The sequence below is a fragment of the Pseudomonas botevensis genome (genome assembly GCF_019145475.1).
Taxonomy (GTDB): Bacteria; Pseudomonadota; Gammaproteobacteria; order Pseudomonadales; family Pseudomonadaceae; genus Aquipseudomonas; species Aquipseudomonas botevensis.
This window is the reverse complement of record NZ_JAHTKI010000029.1, coordinates 1-25506: the sequence shown is the minus strand read 5'-3', so window position 1 is coordinate 25506 and position 25506 is coordinate 1. Positions and strand designations below refer to the sequence as shown.

The window sequence follows — 25506 nt, the reverse complement described above, 5'->3', positions numbered from 1 at the left end:
GTGACACGCATGGAATCAGTAAAGGAAAACGTCAATCCCATCGGGTTGAAGGACATCACCATCGTCGACGACGCGAAGATGCGCAAGGCGATCACCGCCGCGGCGCTGGGCAACGCCATGGAGTGGTTCGACTTCGGCGTCTACGGCTTCGTCGCCTACGTCCTGGGCAAGGTATTTTTCCCTGGCGCCGATCCCGGCGTGCAGATGATCGCCGCGTTGGCGACGTTCTCGGTGCCGTTCCTGATCCGGCCGCTTGGCGGCCTGTTCTTCGGGGCACTGGGCGACAAGTACGGGCGGCAGAAGGTCCTCGCCGCGACCATCGTGATCATGTCCCTCAGCACCTTCGCCATCGGGCTGATCCCGTCTTACGCCTCGATTGGCATCTGGGCGCCGATCCTGCTGTTGCTGGCCAAAATGGCCCAAGGCTTTTCGGTCGGCGGCGAATACACCGGCGCCTCGATCTTCGTCGCCGAGTATGCACCGGATCGCAAGCGCGGCTTCCTCGGCAGTTGGCTGGATTTCGGCTCGATCGCCGGTTTCGTTTTCGGCGCGGGCGTGGTGGTGCTTATTTCGACGATCCTCGGCGAACAGCAATTCGAGGCATGGGGCTGGCGTCTGCCGTTCTTCCTCGCCCTGCCACTGGGCATGATCGGCCTCTATCTGCGTCACGCCCTCGAAGAGACACCGGCCTTCCAGCAGCACGTCGAAAAACTCGAACAGGGCGACCGCGAAGGCCTGGCCGGTGGCCCGAAAGTTTCGTTCAAGGAGGTTGCGACCAAGCACTGGCGCAGTCTGATCACCTGCATCGGCGTGGTGGCGGCGACCAACGTCACCTACTACATGCTGCTCACCTACATGCCGAGTTACCTCACTCACAACCTGCACTACAGCGAAAACCATGGCGTGCTGATCATCATCGCGATCATGGTCGGCATGCTGTTCGTGCAGCCGCTGATCGGCTTCATCAGCGACAAGGTCGGCCGTCGCCCGTTCATCATTGTCGGCAGCGTCGGGCTGTTCATCTTCGCCATTCCAGCGTTCATGCTGATCAACAGCGGCAAGATCGGCCTGATCTTCTCCGGATTGCTGGTGCTGGCGGTGCTGCTCAATTTCTTCATCGGCGTGATGGCCTCGACCCTGCCGGCGATGTTTCCCACCCACATCCGCTACAGCGCCCTGGCCAGTGCCTTCAACGTTTCGGTGCTGATCGCGGGGCTGACCCCGACCGCCGTGGCCTGGCTGGTGGAAAGCACGCAGAACCTGTACATGCCGGCCTACTACCTGATGGTGATTGCCGTGGTCGGTCTGATCACCGGCGTGACCATGAAGGAAACCGCGAACAAACCGCTGCGCGGCGCGGCACCGGCCGCTTCCGACATCGAGGAGGCGCGCGAGCTGCTACAGGAGCATCACGACAACATCGAGCAGAAGATCGAAGACATCGACGCACAGATCGCCGAACTGCAAGCCAAACGCGAGCATTTGGCGCAGCAGCACCCGCGAATCGAATAGCAGGCTAATGTTCAGTACGAACGGTTCACTGTGCAGCATGGAACCAGACCTCTAACAACACACGGAGGGTCGTCACCGAACATGAACATTCTTTACGACGAACAGGTCGACGGTGTGCGGCCGGACGTCGACCGCGCCGCGTTGTTGCAGGCCTTGCACAGCCAGTGGCCGAGCCTGGAAGTGCTGCATCAGCAGGAAGAGCTGAAACCCTACGAGTGTGACGGGCTCTCCGCCTACCGCACCACGCCGTTGATGGTGGTACTGCCCCGGCATATCGATGAGGTTCAGGGCGTGTTGCGGCTCTGCCACGAGCGCCGCGTACCCGTGGTGGCCCGTGGCGCGGGCACCGGACTCTCCGGTGGCGCCTTGCCGCTGGAGAAAGGCGTGCTGCTGGTGATGGCACGCTTCAACCAGATCCTGCACATAGACCCCGCCGCCCGCACCGCACGGGTTCAGCCCGGCGTGCGCAACCTGGCGATCTCCCAGGCCGCCGCACCGTTCGGTCTGTACTACGCACCCGATCCGTCCTCGCAAATCGCCTGCTCCATCGGCGGCAACGTGGCGGAAAACGCCGGCGGCGTGCATTGCCTCAAGTACGGTCTGACCGTCCACAACCTGCTCAAGGTCGAGATCCTGACCGTCGATGGCGAACGCCTGACCCTCGGTTCCAGCGCCCTCGATGCTCCCGGCTTCGATCTGCTCGCGCTGTTCACCGGTTCCGAGGGCATGCTCGGGGTCATTACAGAAGTCACCGTCAAACTGCTGCCCAGACCGCAGACCGCGAAAGTCCTGCTGGCCGCGTTCGACTCCGTGGCGAAGGCCGGCCGCGCGGTCGGCGACATCATCGCCGCCGGGATCATTCCGGGAGGCCTGGAAATGATGGACAACCTGGCGATCCGCGCCGCCGAAGATTTCATCCACGCCGGCTACCCGGTCGACGCCGAGGCCATTCTGCTGTGCGAACTCGATGGCGTCGAAGCCGACGTCCACGATGAATGCAATCGGGTTCGCCAGGTGCTGGAACAGGCCGGGGCCACGGAGCTGCGTCAGGCGCGGGACGAAGCCGAGCGGGTGCGTTTCTGGGCCGGGCGCAAGAATGCCTTTCCGGCGGTCGGCCGATTGTCGCCCGACTATTACTGCATGGACGGCACGATCCCTCGCCGTGAATTGCCGGGGGTGCTGCAAGCCATCGCGCAGTTGTCTGCCGACTATGGGCTGCGCGTCGCCAACGTGTTTCATGCCGGTGACGGCAATATGCATCCGTTGATTCTGTTCGACGCCAACCAACCGGGTGAGCTGGCGCGCGCCGAAGCCCTGGGCGGCAAGATCCTCGAACTGTGCGTGAAGGTCGGTGGCAGCATCACCGGCGAGCATGGCGTGGGCCGCGAGAAAATCAATCAGATGTGCGTGCAGTTCAACAGCGATGAGCTGACGGTTTTTCATGCGGTCAAGGCTGCGTTCGATCCCGGTGGGCTGCTCAATCCGGGCAAGAACATTCCGACCCTGCACCGCTGCGCCGAGTTTGGTGCCATGCACGTCCACGGCGGGCAATTGCCCTTTCCCGAACTGGAGCGCTTCTGATGGGGCACCCACAGGATTTCGACGACAGCGCCGCGCTGCTCGAACAGGTCAGCCAGGCGCTGGAGGACGCCACGCCACTGCGCATTCAGGGGGCCAACAGCAAGGCGTTTCTCGGACGCATCGTTGCCGGTGAGATTCTCGACACCCGCACCCATCGCGGCATCGTCAGCTACGACCCGACCGAACTGGTGGTGACCGCGCGCTGCGGCACGCCCCTGGCCGAACTGCTCGAGGTACTGGACGCCGCCCGGCAAATGCTGCCTTGCGAACCGCCGGCCTTCGCCGACGACGCCACGCTGGGCGGCATGATCGCCAGCGGGTTGTCGGGGCCACGACGTCCGTGGGCAGGTTCGGTGCGCGACTTTGTCCTGGGTACGCGGGTCATCACCGGTCACGGCAAACATTTGCGGTTCGGTGGCGAAGTGATGAAAAACGTCGCCGGTTACGACCTGTCGCGCCTGATGGTCGGCAGTTACGGTGCGCTGGGAGTGCTGACCGAGGTTTCACTCAAGGTGTTGCCCAAGCCGCGCCAGAGCCTGAGCATCAGCCTGGAGATAGGCAGCGAGCGGGCCTTGCAGCGTCTGGCCGAGTGGGGGCAGCAACCGTTGCCGATCAGCGCGGCGTGCCACGATGGCGAACGCTTGCATCTGCGCCTTGAGGGCGGCGAAGGCTCGGTGGCGGCGGCCCACGAGCGCCTCGGCGGCGAGCGGCTGGAGGCCTCGTATTGGGCCGATCTGAATGAGCAACGCCTGAGTTTCTTTGATCAGGATCAGCCGCTCTGGCGCCTGTCCGTTGCACCCAATACGCCACCGCTGGCCCTGCCCGGCCGGCAGTTGATCGACTGGGGCGGCGCCCAGCGCTGGCTCAAGTCCGCTGCCGAGGCGGCGTTCATTCGCAAGGTGGTCGAAGAGGTCGGCGGACATGCGACCTGCTACAGCCACGGCTTGAGCGACGAGCCATTCCATCCTTTGTCACCGGCCCTGTTGTTCTACCACCAGAACCTCAAGCGCCAGCTCGATCCTCGGGGCATCTTCAACCCCGGTCGCCTGTATGCGGAGCTCTGAATCATGCAAACCACCCTCAGCCCACAGGCCCGTCAACTGCCCCGCGCCGCCGAAGCCGAAAGCATTCTGCGCACCTGCGTGCATTGCGGCTTCTGCAACGCGACCTGCCCGACCTATCAGTTACTCGGCGATGAACTCGATGGCCCACGAGGACGCATCTATCTGATCAAGCAAGTGCTGGAGGGCAATCAGGTCACGCAGAAAACCCAGCAACATCTGGATCGTTGCCTGTCCTGTCGCAATTGCGAGACCACCTGCCCTTCGGGGGTGGACTATCACAACCTGCTGGATATCGGTCGGGCCGTGGTCGACGCCGCCGTGCCGCGCCCGCTCGGCCAGCGCTTGTTGCGTGAAGGGTTGCGCAGCGTGGTGCCCAATCCCGGATTGTTCAAAAGGCTGGTCAGCAGCGGACAGGTATTGCGCGCATTGCTCCCCGACGCCTTGCAAACCAAGCTGCCGCGCCAGCCAGCCATGTCGGATTGGCGACCGACGCCCCGCCACACCCGGCAGGTATTGATGCTCGAAGGCTGCGTGCAACCGGGACTGTCACCCAATACCAACGCCGCAGCGGCACGGGTGCTGGATCGGCTGGGCCTCTCTGTCACCCCCACCCGCGAGGCCGGTTGCTGCGGAGCGGTGGACTATCACCTCGACGGCCAATCCACCGGCCTTGATCGCGCCCGCCATAATATCGATGCCTGGTGGCCGGCCATCGAACAAGGTGTCGAGGCGATCGTGCAGACCGCCAGCGGCTGCGGCGCTTTCATCAAGGATTACGGTCACCTGCTCTGCACCGATCCTGCCTATGCGCAAAAGGCCCGGCGAGTCAGCGCCATGACCAAAGACCTGGTGGAAGTGCTGCGCGATGAGCCGCTGGAAAAGCTGCGAGTCCAGAGCGATCAACGCCTGGCGTTTCATTGCCCCTGCACGCTGCAACATGCGCAGAAGCTCGGCGGCGCGGTTGAACAGGTCCTGCTCCGACTGGGCTTCAACCTGACGGCCGTTCCGGATGGACACCTGTGCTGCGGTTCGGCGGGCACCTATTCGATCACCCAGCCGGACCTGGCGCGAAGACTGCGTGACGACAGGCTCAATGCCCTGGAAAGCGGTCGTCCCGAGGTGATTGTCACGGCGAATATCGGTTGTCAGTCGCACCTTGATGGCGCGGGACGAACACCGGTCAGGCATTGGATCGAGATGGTGGATGCCGCGATGACCAGTCTATGACTGACACCCGAATCACAGGCGAAAAAAAACCGCCTTTGCGGGGCGGTTTTTCTGTAAGCCTCAGTTTGCGGCTGGGCCTTGGTGCAGCTCACGGACAACACTGACGTGGGCAGAATCTTATTGATCTCTGCTCAAGCTTGCAACGTAATTTTGTCGGGATCCGATACCGACTACAAATGCTCTACAGATAGTTTTTGGCAAGTCATTCAGATGGAAAAATTGTCAGAAATAGCGACTTACAAAAACAGCCTTAACGATTTACACGGATACGTCATTTTCGCGACTTTTCCGGGTTAAGATGCCGGCGCTCACTCGTCAATGAAGCAGTGGGGCCTGGCTGGTGGCATACCGGTTTCACGCCCTTCGACACGGCCTTGCAACCGTGCCGGATGATGGCTCGGAGGGATTTCAACCGGCCACCTCACGGACAACATTGACGTGGATGTCCAAAGGCCCACGTGATCCGGTAAGTGCGCTGGAGGTTTGGCCCCCAGCCCTGGAGGCCAAAACGTATGAAGCACTTGCTGCGTACGCTGAGCCTCGTCTGGAAATCGTTTCAAGCATTTCGCTTTTACGAGTTCCTGCGAGACCGTTTTGACGATCTGAAGTAAACATCGTCGATACGGAAAAAGCCCGTTTCAGCCTCGGTTGAAACGGGCTTTTTAATGGCGCCAACACTGTCAAAAATAATATTTATATATTTCATGGCGAAATGAACTGTAAGACGTTTCTTTATCACTTGTAAGTAAGTTGCAACCGGAAAATATTCCTACATTCAATCTTCGTTTTTCTTGAATAAACGTGAACAGTTTCAAACCTGAAAAAAGCAAATCCCTGACAGGTTAACTATGCTTCAGGCCATTGAGTTCAGCAGTCGCGGGAAGAAACAATCTGAACATCGCAGCACAACCATTGTTCTAGATGCAGAAGACACCGGATCAAGGACGAGCACATGGACCTTTCCACTTCCGCTGCCCCCCTTCCCAATCCTCAAAGTGCCGTCACCCGACGCCTTGCCGTCGCAGTCGGCGCGTTGTTCGTTGCCGGTGTCATCGCCGCGACCGGCGCCTTGCTCGGTATCGCCACCCAGCTCGATAACGACGATGTCAATGACAACCGGTTCTACTCGGCCCGAGCTCTGGAAAACCGGATCACCGCGTCAAAAAACTACATCACCAGTTACGCCTACTGGACGTCGGCCTACGAGCATTTGAGCGGTGTGGTAGATACGAACTGGGCCTACACCGAGCAGAACATGGGCAAGACCTTGTTCACCAGTGACGGCTATGACGGTGTGTTCGTGCTGGATCGGGACAAAACCAAATACGCGGTGATACGCGGGCAACTGCTGGAAACCGACATTGCCGGATACCTGCAGGCCTCCGCCCCGGCTCTGGTGGCGCAAGTACAGAACCAGACCGACCTGACCAAACCCGTCAATGCCTATTCACTCTTCGAAGGCTGGCCGGCGCTCGTGACCGCCGCCGCGATCATTCCCAACGACGAACGTCCTATGGATGAACCGGGGAAGATCTCGGTGCTGGTGTTCGTCGACAAGCTGACGCCCACCAAACTACGCAAGATCGGCAGCGGTTATGGCCTGAACAATCTGACCCTGGCCCCCGACGACACGATCGAGCCGGGACAGCCACGGGTGCCGCTGGACAGCACCGGATACAGCCTGATCGCTGATCTAGACCGACCCGGGCAGCACTTGTTGTGGTCCTTGATGCCGACGCTCGGCACCACGCTGGTGGTGCTGATGCTGCTGACCGCCTATTTTTTCCGCCACGCCATGCGTTCGTCGCGTTATGTCGATAACAGCTTCAGCGCGATGCAGGCTTCGAACCAGGCGCTGGAGACGGCCAACCGTGCGCTGGAAGCCAGTGAAGAACGCTTTCGCGCCGTGGCCGAGGCGGCGTCGGACTGGATCTGGGAAATCGACCGCGATCTGGACCTCACCTACCTCTCGGCCCGCTTCGGCGAGGTGACCGGTTACCCTCAAGCGCAGTGGCTGGGGCAGGACATCGGCCAGTTGCTGTCCTGCGACACGACCCCGCTGGCCTTGTGGCTGCGCACACTGTCGGAGGAGTCCAGCGCCGGTGACCTGCGGTGTACCTATCGCGACCAGTCGGGTCAGCCCCGTCACTGCCGTCTCTCCGCCCGGCCGATTTTCGACGGGCAAGAGGTGGTCGGCTATCGCGGCACGGCCAGTGACATCACTGACGAGGTCGCCGCCCATGCGCAGATCCAGCACCTGTCGATGCACGATGCCCTGACCGGCCTGCCCAATCGCAACAAACTCGCGCGTTATCTGGATGACGCGCTGCTGCTCAAGGAACACGCGCCGCCCCTGTCGGTGCTGATGATCGATCTGGACAACTTCAAGCCGATCAACGACTCACTCGGGCATCCGGCCGGCGATGCGGTGCTGCAGGAGGTCGCCGCAAGATTGCGCGAATGCACCCGCGACCAGGACATCGTCGCCCGACTCGGCGGCGACGAATTCGTGGTGGTGCTCCACGGCATGGACACCCACCACGAAATCGACAAGTTCTGCACGCGCCTGATCGGCAGCCTGCATCAGCCGGTGACCTTCGAGCATCAACCCCTGCATATCGGCGCCAGCGTCGGCATCGCCCTGAGCCGGCGTCACGGCTTCGTGCCCGCCGAGCTGATCCGCTGCGCGGATATCGCGCTCTATCAGGCCAAGTCCGAGGGCAAGAACACCTGGTGCTATTTCGAAGCGCACATGAGCGACCAGATCCAGACCCGCCGGCAAATGGAGGATGATCTGCGCCGCGCGCTGAAGAACGACGAGTTCGTGCTGCACTATCAACCGCGCTACAAGGTCGACGGCAAGCAGATCGTGTCGGTCGAAGCGCTGGTACGCTGGCTGCACCCGACTCAGGGCATGATCGGTCCCGATGTGTTCATTCCGCTGGCCGAACAGACCGACCTGATCGTGCCGCTGGGCCGCTGGGTATTGCGCGAGGCCTGTGAAACGGCGCTGGCCTGGCCGGAAGACATTCTGCTCTCGGTGAACCTTTCCCCTGCGCAATTCGCCCTCAGCGACGTGGTCGAAGACGTGCGTGAAGTGCTGGTGCAAACCCGCTTTCCGGCCAGTCGCCTGGAGCTGGAAATCACCGAAAATGTCATGCTCAACGACACCGACGGCGCACTCACCACCATGAATGCGCTCAAGCAACTGGGCGTGCGGTTGAACATGGATGACTTCGGCACCGGTTATTCCTCGCTGGGTTACCTGCGTGCCTATCCGTTCGACGGCATCAAGATCGACAAACGCTTTATCGCCTCAATCAGCAGCGGCGCCAATGACCGCGCTGTGGTGCAGGCGATCATCGGCCTGGGCAAAGCCATGGGTCTGACCGTCACGGCTGAAGGCGTGGAAACCGAGGAACAACTGGAAATTCTCGGCAAGGATCAGTGCAACGAGGTGCAGGGTTACTTCATGAGCCGGCCTGTGGACAAGACGGCTTTCGCGCAATTGTTGAAGGTTTCCAAGACCGTGCAGCCCAACCACTCCCGGCAAAGGAAAGGCCGGGTAGCCTAGCGACGGTTGGCGCACTGTAATCTGCAATGCCCGCCCTGTGCTCTTCAGGCAGGCTGCACGACAGCGTTATGCCTTCACCGCCACAACCCATTGATCCGGATGAATATTTTCCTGGTCACTGTCTGGCACAACAAATGCGATGACCTCAGGGAATTCACAGCGCCGTGAGACAACGGACTGTGTCCACTCCGTGACAGCAGAGGCAACCACCATGAATGCCATTGACCTTCTCAAAGCCGACCACGAAAAAGTCAAAACCATCCTGACCCAACTGAGCGAATCGACGGATCGGGCGCTGAAAAAACGTACCGAACTGCTGGGCAAACTGGAGATGGAAATCTCCATCCATACCCGCCTCGAAGAAGAAATCCTCTACCCGGCGTTCAAGGCTGCCGGCAGCAAGGAAGAGGACGTCATGTATTACGAAGCCAAGGAAGAACACCGCACCGTGGACTCGCTGGTGCTGCCCGATCTGAAGTTGACCGATCCGGGCACACCCGAGTTTTCCGGCCGCGTGAAAGTAGTGAAGGAATTGCTGGAACACCACATCGAAGAGGAAGAAACGGAAATGTTTCCTCAGGCGAAAAAGCTGCTGGGCAAAGCCAAACTCGATGAGCTGGGGGTGCAGATGGAAGCGATGAAAGCCACGTACAAGAAGGAAATGGCCGCCGGCAATATGGCGGCGTGAAGCCTGGAACGACCAAGGCCCGGCATCTGCCGGGCCTTTTTTCGTCAATGGGTTTTATGCTCTTGCGATCCGGTGAACACACTGCCCGCGTCGCGCACCAGCTGGCGCCATTCACTGCTGGTGATCAGGCCCTTCTCTTCCATTTCATCCGCAGCCTTGAGCAGCTCGTCGTACTGTTGCTCCGGGTCCATCCACTGTTGTGCCTGCGTCGCCAGTTTGTGCCATGCCGCCAGTGAATCCTGCTTGCGCTGATCGAACATCATAGTGATTACCTCGTCAGGAAGTTATCCGGTAGAGAGCTGCAAAATGATCGGTGTTCAGCAGGATCGACGGACGGCCATCCCGCTCAAGCCATGGCCAGCGACAGCAGGTAATCAGCGAATCCTTCACGGCAGCGACTGTGTTTGCGCGCACTGGTGATCACGCTGTTTGTCGCCGTCCAGACGATACGCGCCCCGGCCCGCTCCAGATCGCGCACCAGATGCACATCCTCGTGCGCCGGCAAGGGCCGGAAACCACCCGCCCGCTGGTAGGCGATCGAACACACTCCAAGGTTGGCACCGTGGATGTGCCGGTGCCCCTCGACCGCTTGATAGAGGTGTTCGTAACGGGCCTGCACCTGCGGCGAATGCTCCTGCCAACTGTCGACACTGACCGTGCCACACACGGCATCGACCTGAAACGCCAACTGCCGAATCAACCATTGCGGGGACACCACCGTGTCGGCATCGGTGAACGCCAGCCAGCGCGCACCCGCCGCAATCAACGCCGCCGCACCTGCGCACCGCGCCTCGCCGACATTGCGCCCTTCGGTCGCCAGGGTCTGAATGCCCATCTGCCGGGCGACCTGCGCCGAGCCGTCGGTGCAGCTGTCGAGCACCAGCAGGATCTGCACCGGTTCAGTCAGTTGCGGATGCCGCGCGGCGGCGATGACCGAGGCGAGGCAGTATGGGAGCAAGGTTTCTTCATTGTGTGCGGGGATGACGACGCCGATCATTTGCATGCTCCTGCCTGCCCGATGAGCCACCCGTTTTACGGTGACCGTTACGAGACAGACCGGTGCCGATTTCCATTGGTTCGAGTTTTTTGCGCGCCTGCCGGCCGTCGAAGAAATTGCCGTACTCCGGTTATTAGCTAATAACCCCTTCATTAAACGGTCGCTGAAACGTTGTACTAGGATAGGATCCAATTCCTGATGCATTTGCGCCGGCCAGGGAGCTTCATACCGGCACGTCAGGATCGCGAGACACCCCTTGCAACTCATGGATGAACCACATGAACTCACATCTGTTTCCGCACATCGGCAAGGTCATTGCCAGCACCGGCAGCCGCCATTTTCCGCGCATGCTGCACGATCTGATCAGCGCCCAACTGGCAGTGGACGCCACGCACATCCGCCAGATGCGGGTCGAACCGGTCGCTCATGCGCAACCGCGCAACGAGAACGAACACCCGAAGGAGTCGGCACTGCTCGCCGAAACCGTGTTCTCGGAACTCAGCAGCGCACCCGCCTCCAGCGATTCGCCCGGTCATGAAACCGCGAGGGTCGCCGACGCCTCGCAATTGCACCTGACCCGGCGCAAGGACGGATACCGCTATGTGATCTCGGTCTACCGCAACGGTGAGTCGCAACGTTTCTCCGCCCATGAGCGAAGTTTGTTGCAAGACATTTCCCCGGTACTGCTACCGATGGTGGAAAAACACATCAGTGCCCTGCAACCCGCCCGTAACGACGCCGAAGGGCAACCACTGTCGGCCCGGGATTCGGCCCGGCAAGGCCTGGAAACCCTGCGCCTGCGCTTTGCCGACCGCGTGCAGCAACTGGGCCTGCGCCTGTCGACCCGTGAAACGGAAGTCTGCGTCGGCCTGCTCGCCGGTCGTACCGCCCCGGAACTGGCCGAACAGCTGCAACTGAAGGTCAACACCGTGGAGAGCTACCTCAAGCGCGCCGCGATCAAACTGGGCATCAGCGGTCGCCACTCGCTCATGCGCTGGATGTACTCGCCGCAGGACGACAGCGATCCCTCCACCGCTGCCTGACCTGCGCTCTCCCGGCTAATCCCGCGCCAGCGCCTCGATCGGGTCGAGGCGCGACGCATTGCGCGCCGGCACGAAGCCGAAAACGATGCCGATCAGCGTTGAACAGATCACCGCCGTCATGACCGAACCCATCGAGAAAATCATTTCCCACTCTTTGATGAACACCGAAAACAGATAGCCGATGGCGTAGGACAACGAAATACCGATCGCCCCGCCCAACAGACAGACCATCACCGCCTCGACCAGAAACTGTTGGCGAATGTCCGATTGCCGCGCGCCGACGGCCATGCGGATGCCGATCTCGCGGGTGCGCTCGGTGACTGACACCAGCATGATGTTCATCACACCGATCCCGCCGACCATCAGGGAAATCACCGCGATCAACGACAGCAGCAACGCCAGCGAGCGGCTGGTCTTCTGCACGGTCTGCATCACGCTGTCGAGGTTGTTGGTGAAGAAATCCTTGGTCCCGTGTCGTTGCAGCATCAACTTGTTGACGTTGTCTTCCACGACCTTGCTCGGCTGGCCGTCCTTGATCCGCACGCTGATGCTGTCCAGATAACGTTGGCCCAGCAGGCGTCCGGCGGCGGTTTCGTAGGGCACCCAGACGTTGAGCGATTTGCTTGAGGCGAACAGGTTCTTGTTCTCCGCCGCCACGCCGATCACCGTACACGGCAAGTTGCCGACCAGGATCACTTGCCCCAACGGATCGACCTGCTCGCCGAACAACCGATTGCGCGTCTTGTGATCGATCACCACCACCTGCGCCTGGCGGCGGGCATCGCTTTCGCTGAACGGTATCCCGGCCTGCATCTTGATCCCGCGCACCTGGAAATACAGGTCGCTCACGCCGTTGACCTGCGCATCCAGATCGATGTTGCGATAACGCAGCAGCAGGTTGCGCCCGACCACCGGGGTGGCGCTGTCGACGTAATACAACTGATTGAGCGCGGCGACATCGGCGGGCACCAGCGTTTCGATGGCGGTCGAGCGACTGTCACCGAAACTGGTGCCGGAATAGATATCGATGGTGTTACTGCCGATCGCCTCGATGTCCTTGAGCACATAGCGCTTGGCGCCCTCGCCGATGGCCGAAATCGACACCACCGAGGTGATGCCGATGACGATCCCGAGCATGGTCAGCAAGGTGCGCATGCGGTGCGAGATCAGCGCCACCCACGCCATGTTGAAGGCTTCCTTGAACAACCCGAGACTGGCCACCAGGCGTCGCGCCGCCGTGTTTTTCGGTGGTGGCGTCTCGTCGCCCGATAGCTGTTCAGTGTCACGCTCATTGCGCCGGTCACTGAGGATTTCACCGTCGCTGACCTCGATGATGCGCTCGGCGTTGGCCGCGACTTTCGGGTCGTGGGTCACCAGAATGACCGTGTGCCCGGCAGCGTGTAGCTCCAGCAGGATGCGCATCACCTCCTTGCCGCTGGCGGTGTCGAGGGCGCCGGTCGGTTCATCCGCGAGGATCACTTCGCCGCCGTTCATCAAGGCCCGGGCAATACTCACCCGCTGTTGCTGGCCGCCGGAGAGCTGGCTCGGCCGATGAGTCAGGTGACCGTCCAGTCCCAGCCGTGCCAGCAGCTCCCGGGCACGGGCATGGCGTTGCGGCTCCGGCGTTCCGGAGTAGATCGCCGGCATCTCGACGTTGTGCATCGCACTCAGGTGCGGCAGCAGGTGGTAGCGCTGGAAGATGAAGCCAAAGTAGTCACGACGCAATTCGGCCAGGGCCTCGTTGTCGAGATCACGGGTTTCCCGGCCGTTGATTTTGTAGCTGCCGGCCGTGGCGTAATCAAGGCAACCGAGGAGGTTCATCAGGGTCGACTTGCCGGAGCCGGAAGCGCCAATGATCGCCACCATCTCCCCGGCATTGATCGTCAGGTTGATGTTTTTCAGCGCCAGAAACTCGCGGTCGCCGGCAATGAAACTGCGGCTGATGCCGGTCAGTTGCAGCAGAGGTTCAGTCATGTTCAAGACCCCGCCACGGGCGTTACCGGATCACCGATCACCACCCGGTCGCCTTCGGCCAGGCCTTCGTTGATCTGCACCTTGACGTTGTTGTTGATGCCGGTCTGTACGTTACGCGCCTGGGCCTGGCCCTTGGCGTCCAGCACGCGCACCGGGAAGCTGCCGTCACTGTTGCGCGGCCCCAGCGCCGCCACCGGAATGGTCAGTACCGATTGCGCGGTGTCGAGCACCACCCGCACCTGGGCGGTCATGGAAATACGCAGGCGATGATCGGGGTTCGGCACGTCGAACAACGCGTTGTAGAACACCGCTGTGGTCTGCTTCGGCGTGCCGGCGGGCGGCGTTTCGAGGAAGTTCTGTGGCGCCGGTTCAGTGCCGCGCAGCTTGCCGTAGTAGCGCCGGTCCTCGCCGAGGATAGTGAAATACACCGCCTGTCCCGGCTCGATGTGAATCACGTCGGCCTCCGACACTTGAGCCTTGACGGTCATGGTGTCGAGATCTGCCAGTTTCAGCAGGATCGGCGCCAACTGATTGGCGATCACGGTCTGGCCTTCCTGGGTGACGATGCCCACCACATCGCCGTCGATGGGCGCGACGATCCGCGTGTAGGCCAGGTTGACCTTGGCCGTGTCGATCTGGATGTGCGCGCTCTTGATCTGCGCATCGAGGGACAACAGATTCGCCGCCTGCACTTCGTAGTTCGATTGCGCGGTTTCGAAGTCCTGGCGGGAGATCGAAGCATCCTGCTGCAGATCCTGATAGCGCTCGTAGATCGCCTTGGTCTGCTTGAGCTGCGCCTGAGTCGCGCGGCGCTGGGCCTGGAGGTTTTCCTCGTCGACCTGGGCCTGGCGCAAGGTGTTCTGCAACACCAGCGGATCGATTTCCGCCAGCCACTGGCCCTTTTTCACTTTGTCGCCGACCTTGACCTTGAGCGACTTCAACTGCCCCGAGACCTGCGCACCGACATCCACTTGCTTGATGCCTTCGAGCAATCCGGTAGCCAGTACCGCGCTTTCAATATCACTGCGTTCGACCGTGGCGGTCAGGTACTGCGGCGCTTCGGCCGGCGCCTGCACCGTGTAGAAAACCAGACCGGCCACTACCGCCAACGCCAACCCCATGCCGACTTTGCGCAACTTCGTCCGTTCCATAAATGACCACAATTCCGTTCAGGGTTGAACCCGGCCAGTGGCCGGGCTCCAGGAGAAAAACATCGTTCAGGACAACACTTCGCCGGCCGGCACCGTCAGCCCGTCATGCCACCACGCCGCGAGGCTGAAGACATTGGGTGCCTTGAGGATCGTGAAGTGGTTGCCCGGCCCGTACCACACCGCCAGATCCGTGACCTGCCGCCGCCAGCCCTCGACCATCGCCGCCTGCTCGCGCTGATTGCCCGCCGCGTCCAGCACCGGGTCATCCACCAGCGCCAGGCGCACCGGACCGCTGTAGGCCCGAGTCGGCCGATACACCGTGCGCAACGCGGTGGCGAAGGTGCGCACCGGGCCGGACATCGCATTCGGCGCCGCCCGTTCAGTCAGCACCCCGGCGCGCACCATCCCTTCGTGCAACAGGCGCATTTGCGTGGTGTCATCGGCTTCGGCGAACGTCGCCGGGTCGATCCCCAGCGACTTGCCGACGGACAGTTGCAGCGTCTCGATCAAGCGTTGCAACGCGGCGGTGGGGGTATACGGCTTGCCGACCACGCCATTGCCACCGGGGGACTCGCTGTCGATCAGCGTCAGTGACGCCACTTCGCGTCCGGCGGCCTGCAACTGCGTCGCCATGGCATGCGCCACCCACCCGCCGAACGAGTGCCCGATCAGATGCACCGGCCCTTGCGGGTAGAGTTTTTCGATGGCTTGCAGATAAAACCCGGCGGCGCTTTCCACCTGGCTGTGGGGCACGCTGATGCCGTCGAGGCCACGGGGTTGCAGACCATGAATCGGCCACTCCGGCCCCAGCGCCTCGGTGAGGTGGATGAACCCGGTCACGCTGTCGCCGGCCCCCGGCAAGCAGAAAATCGGCGCGTGCCCGGGATGGCCGGTCTGAATCGTCAGCAGCGGTTGATACGCCGCGCATTCGGTTGCGGCCGCTGTCTCCAGTGCCTCACCCAGCGCACGCCCCAACGCCTGAATGTGCGGCGCCTTCATCATGCTCTGGTGATCGCCGGGCACCTCGATGCAATGCAGTTCGCTGCCTGGCAGTTCTTCGGCCCAGCCCCGGGTGAGGCTCAGCTGCGACATTTGCGCCGAGCGCTCTTCGGCGCGCAACAGATGCAAAGGCGCAGGGATCGGGCTGATCCGGTAATGCGCGAGCGCATGCCCGTGGGCCACTTCGCGATCCAGGTAATGCCAGGCGTCCGCCGCAGCGACCACCGCCAACTCGGGCCGCAGCAGTTTTTGCTGCCGGCAGCGCTTGAACAGTTCGGCAAACTCCAGGTGTTCGAGTTCGGCCTGGAGCAGCGCCAGACGAGCCAAAGCCTCCTGCCCCTGCGCTTCATGCCCGGCCCAATGCGCCGTGCAGTGCAGGAGCAATTGGCGCTTGTGTACGTGCGCATCGTTCCAGCGCGCCTTGTCAGGATCGGCCAGGCGCGGCACATAGGTATCGATCAGCCCGACGAAAGCCACCACCTCATCCATGCCGAGCAGTTGCTGGGCAATCTCATAGGCCAGCACGCCACCGAACGACCACCCCGCCAGCCGGTACGGCCCGTGGGGCTGACGGGCGCGAATGATCCCGACCAGTCGTCTCGCCAAGCATTCCATGGTGCGCAGTTGCGGCTGGCCGAGGTCGATGCCCGGCAAGCCATAGATCGGGAAGTCGCCGCCGATGTGCATGCCCAGCGCCGGGAAGTACAGCTCCCGGCCGCTGAATTCGTGGACGAGGAACAACGGCGTGCCCTGCTCACCAGTGCGCACCACGATCAATCCGTCCTGCTGATCGAGCGCGCCATTGCGCCGGCTGAGCAGCGTGGCGGCGGATTCGACACTCGGCGCCTGGAACAACTCGGCCAGCGACATCGCCATGCCGGCCTGCTGCATCAGACCCACCAGACGCACCGCCAACAGCGAATGTCCGCCCAGTTCGAAGAAGTTGTCGTGACGACCGATCTGCTCCACCTGCAGCACCTCGGCCCAACATTGCGCCAGAGACTCTTCCAGCGGGCCGGCCGGCGCCTCATAGACGCGGCTGAGCAACGCTTGCTGCGTTGGCGCCGGCAACGCCTTGCGGTCGACTTTGCCGTTGTTGTTCAGCGGCAGACTTGCCAGCGCCACCCACGCGGTCGGCACCATGTACTCCGGCAGTCGCGCTTGCAGCAACGCGCGCAGGGTCGCGCTTTCCAGCGCGGGATCGTGCGCCGTGTAATATGCCACCAGCCGGGTCGGTTCCTGGCCTTCTTGCCGGGCCAGTACCACCGATTCCTTGACGCCCGGGCAGCCGAGCAGGCGGCTTTCGATTTCCCCGAGTTCGATGCGGAAACCACGGATTTTCACTTGATCGTCGTTGCGGCCGATGCACTCCAGCTGCCCCGGCGCCAGCCAGCGCACCAGGTCGCCGGTGCGGTACATCAACGCCTCGGGTTCGTCACTGAACGGATCGTCGAGGAATTTTTCCGCGCTCAGTTGCGGCCGGTTCAGGTAGCCCAAGGCAACCCCCTGGCCGCCGATGTACAACTCGCCGGTGACGCCGAGCGGCACCGGCTGCTGCCGCGCGTCGAGCACATATACCCGAGTGTTGGCAATCGGGCCGCCAATCGACACGCTGTCGGCGTCCGCCGCCACGTCCCGCACCTCGAAAGTGGTGGCATAGGTGGTGGTTTCGGTCGGGCCGTAGCAATGCACCAGGCGCAGCTCCGGCGCGTCGGCCAACAGTTTGCGGAACGCTGCCGGATCCCCGCGCTCACCACCGCACAGCAGAATGCGCAGGCCCTTGAGGGCTTGCGGAATCAACTGCACGTATTGATTGAACAGCGCGGTGGTGACGAACAGGATCGTCGCCCCGCACCGGCTCAGCTCGCGACCGAAGGCCTGTGGATCGAGCAGGGTCGCGTGATCGATCACCGCCACCTGCCCACCGTTGAGCAGCGCCCCCCAGACGTCCATGGTGCTGGCGTCGAACGCCGGGTTGGAGGCGAATGCCACGCGGTCATCCTGGTTGAAGTCGGCGTAGCCGTTGTTGATCACCAGTCGGGTGATGCCCCGATGCGGCACCATCACGCCTTTCGGTGTGCCGGTGGAGCCGGAGGTGTACATGATGTACGCCAGCGATTCGGAGGACTGCGCCAGTGCCGGATCGTGGGTAGCCGACCCGGCGAGGTCCAGGGTGTCCAGATCCATTCGGCGCACCGGGTAATCCACTGTCACGCCACTGCCGGTGAGCAGCGCGACCGCCTGACAGTCCTGGACCATGAACGCCTGGCGCTCGGCGGGCGCGTTGATGTCCAGCGGCACATACGCCGCCGCGCACTTGCCCACGGCCAATTGCGCGATCAACAGCTCCAGCGAGCGTGGCAGCAGGATCGCCAGATGATCGCCGGGCTGCACGCCTTGGGCGATCAGATGATGGGCGAGCTGGTTGGCGCTGCGATTCAGTTCGGCGTAGGTCATCGAGCGCGCGCCGTGGACCGCCGCTACAGCCTGCGGTTGCTGCGCCGCGTACTGCTCGAACACCCGATGCACCGTCAGCGCTTGCGGAAACGTCCGCGCGGTGGCGTTGAAATCGCTCAGCAGCCGTTGCCGCTCCTGATCGTCAAGCATTGGCACATGCTCAAGGACCGTCTGATCGTTGGCGACCATCGCCTCCAGCAGCCGCGTGAAGTAACCGACATATCGCTGCGCCGTGCTTTCATCGAACAGTGCCGTGGCGTACTCCAGCCAGCCACCGATCCGCTCTTGCGTCTCGCCCAATGTCAGGGTCAGGTCGAACTTGGCGAAATGACTTGGCTCGGCCACCGCCTCCAGGGTCAGATCCCCCAAAGTCAGTGCCGGACCGTCGCCGTTGCGCCAGTTGAGCATGGTCTGGAACAACGGGCTGTGGGCCAGGCTGCGGGCCGGCCTGGCGATTTCCACCACTTGCTCGAACGGCAGATCCTGATGCGCCTGGGCCTCCAGTGTCAGGGCCTTGACCCGCGCCAGCAACGCTTCGCCACTCAACTCGCCCGACGTATCGACGCGCAGCGCCAGGGTGTTGACGAACAGCCCGATCAGGCCCTCGACTTCGGCCCGCGTGCGGTTGGCCACCGGCGAGCCGATCACCACATCGGCCTGCCCGGACAGACGACTGAGCAACATCGCCCACGCGCTCAGCATGGTCATGTACAGCGTCACCCCATGCCGTTGGCTCAGGGCCTTGAGTCCGGCGCTCAAGCGTTCGTCCAGCGCTATCTCGAGGCTGCTGCCGGCGTAGTCCTGCTGCAATGGCCGGGGGCGGTCGGTGGGCAGTGTCAGCAAGGCCGGAGCCTCGGCCAAGGTGTTTTTCCAGTACTCGCTCTGGCGCTGCAACACTTCGCCGCTCAGCCAGCGACGCTGCCACACCGCGTAGTCGGTGTATTGCAAGGTCAGTGGCGGCAACGGATCTGGCGTGCCATGGCTGAACGCCTGGTACAGCGCCATCAGTTCGCGGGTCAGCACGTCCATCGACCAACCGTCGGAGATGATGTGATGCAGGGTGATCAACAGCACATGGTGATCATCGGCCAGCCGCACCAGTCGGCCCCGGATCAACGGGTCGTTCTGCAAGTCGAACGGCCCCGAGGCTTCACCCTGTACGAGGGCCTGCAACGTTTCGTCGGCCTGCGGATGCCGGCGCAAATCCTCGACGCGCAGCAGCACGCCGCTGTCCGCCGGGGCAATCAATACCTGCGCCTCGCCGTCGAGCGGCGCGAAACGGCTGCGCAGGCTTTCGTGCCGGGCGACGATCCGGGCCAGCGCCCGTTGCAGGGCGTCGGTATCGAGCGCACCACGCAGACGCAGGCCGATCGGAATGTTGTAGGCGGTGTTGGCGCCTTCCATCTGCGCCAGAAACCAGAAGCGTTGCTGGGAGAAGGACAGCGGCAGCACGCCCTCGCGCGAAACCGGCAGGATCGCCGGTTGCGTGCAGCGCCCGGCCTGGGTCAGCACCTGAGCCACTGCCGCCAGTTCGGCACTGGCGAACAACTCGCCGAGCGCCAGTTCGATGCCCAGCCGCTGACGCACCTGGGCGACCATGCGCATGGCCAGCAACGAATGCCCGCCCAACTCGAAGAAATGGTCCTGGCGCCCGACCCGTTCAACCTGCAACACCTCGGCCCAGATCTGCGCCAGTGTGGTTTCCACCTCGCCCTGGGGCGCCTCGTATTCGCGGGTGAACAGCGCCGCCCGTTCCGGTTTCGGCAAGGCCTTGCGGTCCAGTTTGCCGTTGGTGGTCAACGGCATCGCGTCGAGCCTGACGAACGCGGCCGGGACCATGTAGTCCGGCAACTGGCTCGCCAGATGGGCGCGCAATTGTGCGACCGCCAACGCCTCGACCTGCGGCTGTTCAGTGAAATAGGCCACCAGTCGCGGCTGTCCGGGTTGGTCTTCGCGCGCCAGCAACACCGCTTCCTGAATACCGGGGAGCTGGTTGAGGCGGGTTTCGATTTCTCCCAACTCGATGCGCACGCCACGGATTTTCACCTGATCGTCGTTGCGTCCCAGGTATTCGAGGGTCCCGTCGGCGCGCCAGCGCGCCAGGTCGCCGGTGCGATACAGGCGGGCATTCGGTACGCTGCTGAAAGGGTCGAGCAGGAACCGCTCGGCGGTCAGTTGCGCCCGGTTCAAGTAACCACGGGCAACGCCGCTGCCGCCGATATACAGTTCCCCGGCCACGCCAATCGGCACCGGCCGTTGCTGCTCGTCGAGCAGGTAAATCGTGGTGTTGCTCACCGGTTTGCCGATGTGCAACGCATCCCCCGCCTCGATCCGCCCGGACGTGGCGACCACCGAGGCCTCGGTCGGGCCGTAGTTGTTGATCACATCGAAAGTCCGGTTGCGCGAGAACTGGCGCAGGCGATCACCGCCGATCAACAGCGTGCGCAACGTCGGGTGTTCGAGATTCTGGCTGAAGGCGTATTCGGCGACCGGGGTCGGCAGAAAACTCACATCCAGCGGTTGCGCACGCCACCAGGCGAGCAACCCGTCGACGTCTTCGCTGCCCTCCTGCACGGGGGCCAGATGCAGGGTCGCGCCGGCACACAGCGCCGGCCAGACTTCCCAGGCCATGGCGTCGAAACCGAAGCCGGCCAGACTCGAGGTGTGGCGGCCGGCGCACAGGTCGAAGGCGTCGCAATGCCAGTCGACCAGATTGGCCAGCGTGCGGTGTTCGACCATCACGCCCTTGGGCAACCCGGTGGAGCCGGAGGTGTAGATCACATACGCCAAGTGTGCATCGGACAGTCCCGGCACGTCGGGATTGGCGCCATGGCCGGACGGCCAGTCGCGCGGATCGAGGTCGAGGACCGGCAACTCCAGCGCCGGCAAGCGTGCCAGCAGATCGCGGGTGGTCAGGATCGCCACCGGCGCGCAGTCGCCGAGCAGATAGCTCAGGCGTTCGGCCGGATGCGCCGGATCGACCGGCACATAACCGGCCCCGGCCTTGAGCACCGCGAGCAATCCGGCCAGGGTGTCCAGGCCTCGCCGGGCGACCACCGCCACCCGGTCATCGGGCCGCACGCCCAGCCCGATCAACTGATGGGCCAGGGCGTTGGCCTGCTGGTTCAGCGCGGCGAACGTCAATTGCGCCCCCAGATGCACCGCCGCCAGTGCGTCCGGTCGGGCCACGACCTGCGCTTCGAAACGTTGATGAATCGTCTGCCCCCGTGGGTACTCGACCTGGCTGGCATTGAAGTGCGTCAGCACCTGCTCGCGTTCAGTGGAGGACATCACCGACAACTGATTCACCGGGCTATCCGGCGCCTGCTCCAGTGCCAGCAGCAGTTGCTCCACCGCGCAGAGCATGTAGGTGCAGATCCGTTGCGCCTCGACGGCCCGGGTCGCCAGCAGGGTCAGGCTGAAGCGATCACCGAAGTCGTCGATGCTCAAGGTCAGCGGATAGTTGGTCCGTTCCTCCGAACGCAGGACGCTGATGCCTTCCCACGCAGACAGCGCTGCGGCGTCGGCATTGGCGCTTGAAGCGCTGTGCCGGTAATTGAGCAGCGAGCTGAACAACGGCGCGGACCCGACCACGCCGCTGCAACGCTGGGCCAGTGCCAACGGCGCGTGCTCATGGCGCATCAGGGTGGTCAGGCGTGCGTGGGTCGCCTTCACCGCGTCGCTTGCAGACTGCGCACCGACCTCGACCCGCAACGGCAGGGTATTGATGAAAATTCCCAGCGCCCGGTCGGTGGACTCAGCGCCCTGCATGCGCCCCATCAGCACGGTGCCGAACACCACAGGGGACTTGCCGGTGAGCGCATTGAGCACTTGCCCCCAAGCGAGATGGAACAGACTGGCGACGCTCACCCCGAGCAATCGCGCCCGGCTGCGCAGGCGTTGGCCCAACAGCGGCGCAAGCGGCACGCTGAGTTCTTCGATGTCGCTGCCGTCGCCATGCACGCCTTGCAGGCCGAACGGCAGCGTCGGTTCGTCGATATCGCCGAGCATTTCGCGGAAGAACGCCTCGTGCCCCGCCTCGCTGATGCCCAGGCGTGCCTGGGCCACATAGTTGCGAAACGGCACGGGCGGCCCCAGTTTCGCGCCCTGCCCTGACAGACAGGCCTGCATTTCCTGACTGACCACCGCGAGCGCCGAGTGGTCCATCGCCATGTGATGAAACAGCAGCATCGCAACGATGCGCTCAGCCTTCGCGTCCCAGGCATGCACCAGCCGCAGCAACGGCGCCCGGGTAACGTCGAGGCGGAAATGCCGGGCGTCGAAGCGCTCATGCAACTGCATCAGCACGTCACCCTCGGCGGCATCGAGTTGCACCTCTTCCAGCGGCAGTTCGGCGTTTCTCAGCACCACTTGCAGCGGCGTATCCAGGCCTTCCCAGACGATGGCGGTGCGCAAAATGTCATGGCGCTCGATCACAGCCTGCAACGCCTGGACGAACGCTTGCAGCCGCTCCCGCGTGCTGAACGCAAAATGCGCCTGCATCACATACGGATCGCCCTGCACGGCACTGGCGTGGTGGTAGAGGATGCCTTCCTGCAACGGCGTCAGCGGGTAGATGTCCTGGACATTGGCGGCGCCACCGGGAATCGCCTCGACCAGGTGATCGAGGGTGTCCTGGCTGACGTCGGCCAGCGTCAGCATCGCCGGAGTGATCCGCGTGGTTCCGGCGACGATGCCATTGGCCGGCACCTCGACCTGCCCCGTGCGGGTCGCGGCATACGCGCCAGCCTCGATCATCTCGATCAGCTCCGGTTTGTGCTCGCGCAACGCCGCCAGCAATGCCGGCTCGCTCAAGGCCTGTTTGTTGCCGTTGACCCGCAACTGCCCCTGCGCGACCGCCAGCTGGATGTCCTTTGCCTTCAATGTCGCCAACAGTTCATTCACATTCACAGGACGATCTCCATTCTTTCCGTGAGGGCCGCGTAACCGGCCAGGGTCGGTTGCTCGAACAGCGCCCGGACATCGGCTTCCACACCTTCCTGTTGCAGCCGGCCGATCAGACTGACCGCCAGCAAGGAATGCCCGCCCAGCTCGAAGAAATGATCGTGCCGCCCGACCCGTTCGACGTTGAGCAACTCGCACCACAGCCGCGCCAGGAGGATTTCCATTTCGCCGACCGGGGCTTCGTATTCACGGCTCGTGAGCGCCGCCAGATCCGGCGCCGGCAAGGCCTTGCGCTCAAGCTTGCCGTTGGGGCTGAGCGGCAAGGCATCGAGGTGGATGAACACGGCGGGCACCATGTAATCCGGCAGGTGCTCCAGCAAATGCCCGCGCAAGATGTCGATCTCCAGCCGCGCCCCGGTGTAATAGGCCACCAGACGTTTGTCTCCCGGTACGTCCTCACGGGCCAGCACCGCCGCTTCCTGGACGCCGGCAATCTGCGTCAGCCGTGCCTGGATTTCGCCCAGTTCAATGCGCAGGCCACGGATTTTCACCTGATCGTCGTTGCGTCCCAGGTACTCGATGTTGCCGTCCGCGCGGTAACGGGCGACGTCGCCGGTGCGGTACATCCGTGCTTGCGCCGATGCACTGAACGGGTCCTTGAGGAAGCGCTCGGCGCTCAGTTCCGGCCGATTCAGATAACCGCGCGCCACCTGCACCCCACCGATGTACAACTCGCCGGCCACACCTTGCGGCACCGGTTGCTGCAAGGCGTCGAGGATGTACATCCGGGTGTTGGCGATCGGTTTGCCGATCGGCGTGTTGTCCGGCGTGTCCGCCAGCGGCCCGGCGCAATCCCACGCGGTGACATCCACTGCCGCTTCGGTCGGGCCGTACAGGTTGTGCAACCGACTGACCGGCAATTGCTGCTTGAAGCGCCGCACCAGGCCGCCGGGCAACGCCTCGCCGCTGCACATCACCTGACGCAGTCCGGCGCAGCGAGCGGTCTGCCCATGGGCAAGAAACACATCGAGCATCGACGGCACGAAATGCAGCGTGGTGATCCGTTCGGCTGCGATCACGTCACTCAGGTAGGTCGGTTCCTTGTGCCCGCCGGGACGGGCCACGACCAGCCGCGCCCCGGTCATCAGCGGCCAGAAAAACTCCCAGACCGAAACGTCGAAACTGAACGGGGTCTTTTGCAGCACCGCATCTTCGGCCGTCAGCGGGTAAGCGTCCTGCATCCACAGCAAGCGGTTGACCACCGCTCCATGCTCGTTGGCCACGCCTTTGGGCTGGCCGGTGGAACCCGAGGTGTAGATCACGTAGGCCAGGTGCGCCGCCGTCAAACCCGGCACTTGCGGATTGTCCGCCGGCAGCTCGTGCCAGTCGGCCCGATCCAGATCGACCACTGGCACCGCCAGCGCCCCCGGCACCTCGCGGGTCGCGGCGTGAACCAGCACGGCCACCGGCGCGCTGTCCGCCAGCATGTAGGCGATCCGCTCCGGCGGGTAATCCGGGTCCACCGGCACATAACCGCCGCCCGCCTTGAGGATCGCCAGCAGGCCGATGACCATGTGCGCGCTGCGTTCGACGCAGATCGCCACCCGCGAATCCGGCCCCACGCCGAGGCTGCGCAGATGATGGGCCAGACAGTTGGCGCGGTCATTCAACTGTTTGAAGCTCAATCGCGACCCGTCGCTCTGCAACGCCAGCGCTTGCGGCGTGCGCGCCACCTGCGCTTCGAACAGCCCGTGCAAGGTCTGCTCCAGGTTGTAATCGACCGCCGTGGCATTGAGTCCGAACAGCAACCGCTGGCGCTCTGCGTCCGGCAGGATCGACAGGCGATCGAGGGGTTGTTGCGGCGCCTGCTCCAGCGCTTCGACCAGATTGCTCAGCGCGGTTTGCAGGTAATCGCAGATCCGCTGCGCACCAATCTGTGCCGAGGTGATCGCGGTGAGCCGGAACCCGGCTCCCAGATCATCGACGTTAAGGCTCAACGGGTAGTTGGTGCGCTCTTCGGCGGTCAGGGTCTCGATGCCTTGCCAGGCGTCATGGGCCTGCGAATGCAGGGGTTCAGCGGCGCTGTGTCGATAGTTGAGCATTGCGCTGAACAGCGGCGCCGGCGCGGCCACCCCACTGCAACGCTGGGCCAGCGCCAGCGAGGCGTGCTCATGGCCGAGCAGTGCGGTGAGTTGCGCGTGGGTGGCCTTGACCCCGTCGCGCACCGTTTGCCCGCCGATGTCGACCCGCAGCGGCAAGGTGTTGATGAACATCCCCAGCCCCCGGTCGGCACCCGCCCCGCCCTGCATGCGGCCCATCAGCACGGTGCCGAAC

Annotated in this window: 13 protein-coding genes; 7 read left to right on the top strand and 6 right to left on the bottom strand. The window is 63.2% G+C overall.

The annotated features are described in order from the left end of the window. Positions 1-9 precede the first annotated feature (9 nt). The 6 genes from proP to KVQ74_RS26170 all read left to right on the top strand — a co-directional run bounded on the left by proP (position 10) and on the right by KVQ74_RS26170 (position 9646). Entirely contained in the window at positions 10-1512 is a 1503-nt protein-coding gene (gene proP / locus KVQ74_RS26195) for a glycine betaine/L-proline transporter ProP (protein WP_217834275.1), read from the top strand. A gap of 81 nt (positions 1513-1593) precedes the next feature. Further along, on the top strand, positions 1594-3093 hold the full coding sequence (gene glcD, locus KVQ74_RS26190) for a glycolate oxidase subunit GlcD (protein WP_217834272.1): 1500 nt from the start codon (positions 1594-1596) through the stop codon (positions 3091-3093). Beyond that, positions 3093-4157 (top strand): glycolate oxidase subunit GlcE, encoded by a 1065-nt coding sequence (gene glcE / locus KVQ74_RS26185; RefSeq protein WP_217834271.1) that lies wholly within the window; start codon positions 3093-3095, stop codon positions 4155-4157. The genes glcD and glcE overlap by 1 nt, the downstream gene beginning before the upstream one ends. 3 nt (positions 4158-4160) lie before the next feature. Next, on the top strand, positions 4161-5384 hold the full coding sequence (gene glcF / locus KVQ74_RS26180) for a glycolate oxidase subunit GlcF (RefSeq protein ID WP_217834270.1): 1224 nt from the start codon (positions 4161-4163) through the stop codon (positions 5382-5384). A 952-nt stretch (positions 5385-6336) separates the two neighbouring features. Then, positions 6337-8958 (top strand): bifunctional diguanylate cyclase/phosphodiesterase, encoded by a 2622-nt coding sequence (locus KVQ74_RS26175; protein ID WP_217834269.1) that lies wholly within the window; start codon positions 6337-6339, stop codon positions 8956-8958. A gap of 211 nt (positions 8959-9169) precedes the next feature. Next, the gene (locus KVQ74_RS26170; protein ID WP_217834267.1) at positions 9170-9646 is read left to right on the top strand and encodes a hemerythrin domain-containing protein; all 477 of its coding nucleotides are present in this window, start codon (positions 9170-9172) and stop codon (positions 9644-9646) included. A 44-nt stretch (positions 9647-9690) separates the two neighbouring features. On the opposite strand, the gene KVQ74_RS26165 is transcribed toward KVQ74_RS26170, so the two are convergent. Both KVQ74_RS26165 and KVQ74_RS26160 read right to left on the bottom strand, forming a co-directional pair. Further along, entirely contained in the window at positions 9691-9906 is a 216-nt protein-coding gene (locus tag KVQ74_RS26165; RefSeq protein WP_217834307.1) for a hypothetical protein, read from the bottom strand. A gap of 86 nt (positions 9907-9992) precedes the next feature. After that, on the bottom strand, positions 9993-10643 hold the full coding sequence (locus KVQ74_RS26160) for a glycosyltransferase (protein WP_217834266.1): 651 nt from the start codon (positions 10641-10643) through the stop codon (positions 9993-9995). A 278-nt stretch (positions 10644-10921) separates the two neighbouring features. On the opposite strand from KVQ74_RS26160, the gene KVQ74_RS26155 reads away from it, so the two are divergent. Continuing rightward, positions 10922-11686, top strand: a complete 765-nt coding sequence (locus KVQ74_RS26155) for a helix-turn-helix transcriptional regulator (protein WP_217834265.1) — start codon at positions 10922-10924, stop codon at positions 11684-11686. Between the two features lie 15 nt (positions 11687-11701). Here the strand turns inward: KVQ74_RS26155 and KVQ74_RS26150 are convergent, their stop codons facing one another. From KVQ74_RS26150 to KVQ74_RS26135, 4 genes are all read right to left on the bottom strand, one after another. After that, on the bottom strand, positions 11702-13660 hold the full coding sequence (locus KVQ74_RS26150; protein ID WP_217834264.1) for a MacB family efflux pump subunit: 1959 nt from the start codon (positions 13658-13660) through the stop codon (positions 11702-11704). A 2-nt stretch (positions 13661-13662) separates the two neighbouring features. Next, positions 13663-14811, bottom strand: coding sequence for a macrolide transporter subunit MacA (gene macA / locus KVQ74_RS26145; RefSeq protein WP_217834263.1), 1149 nt, complete (start codon positions 14809-14811; stop codon positions 13663-13665). 66 nt (positions 14812-14877) lie between these two features. Further along, on the bottom strand, positions 14878-23178 hold the full coding sequence (locus KVQ74_RS26140; protein ID WP_217834262.1) for a non-ribosomal peptide synthetase: 8301 nt from the start codon (positions 23176-23178) through the stop codon (positions 14878-14880). After that, positions 23175-25506 (bottom strand): non-ribosomal peptide synthetase (locus KVQ74_RS26135; RefSeq protein WP_217834261.1); only part of this gene is annotated, 2332 nt, incomplete at its 5' end. The genes KVQ74_RS26140 and KVQ74_RS26135, both read right to left, overlap by 4 nt.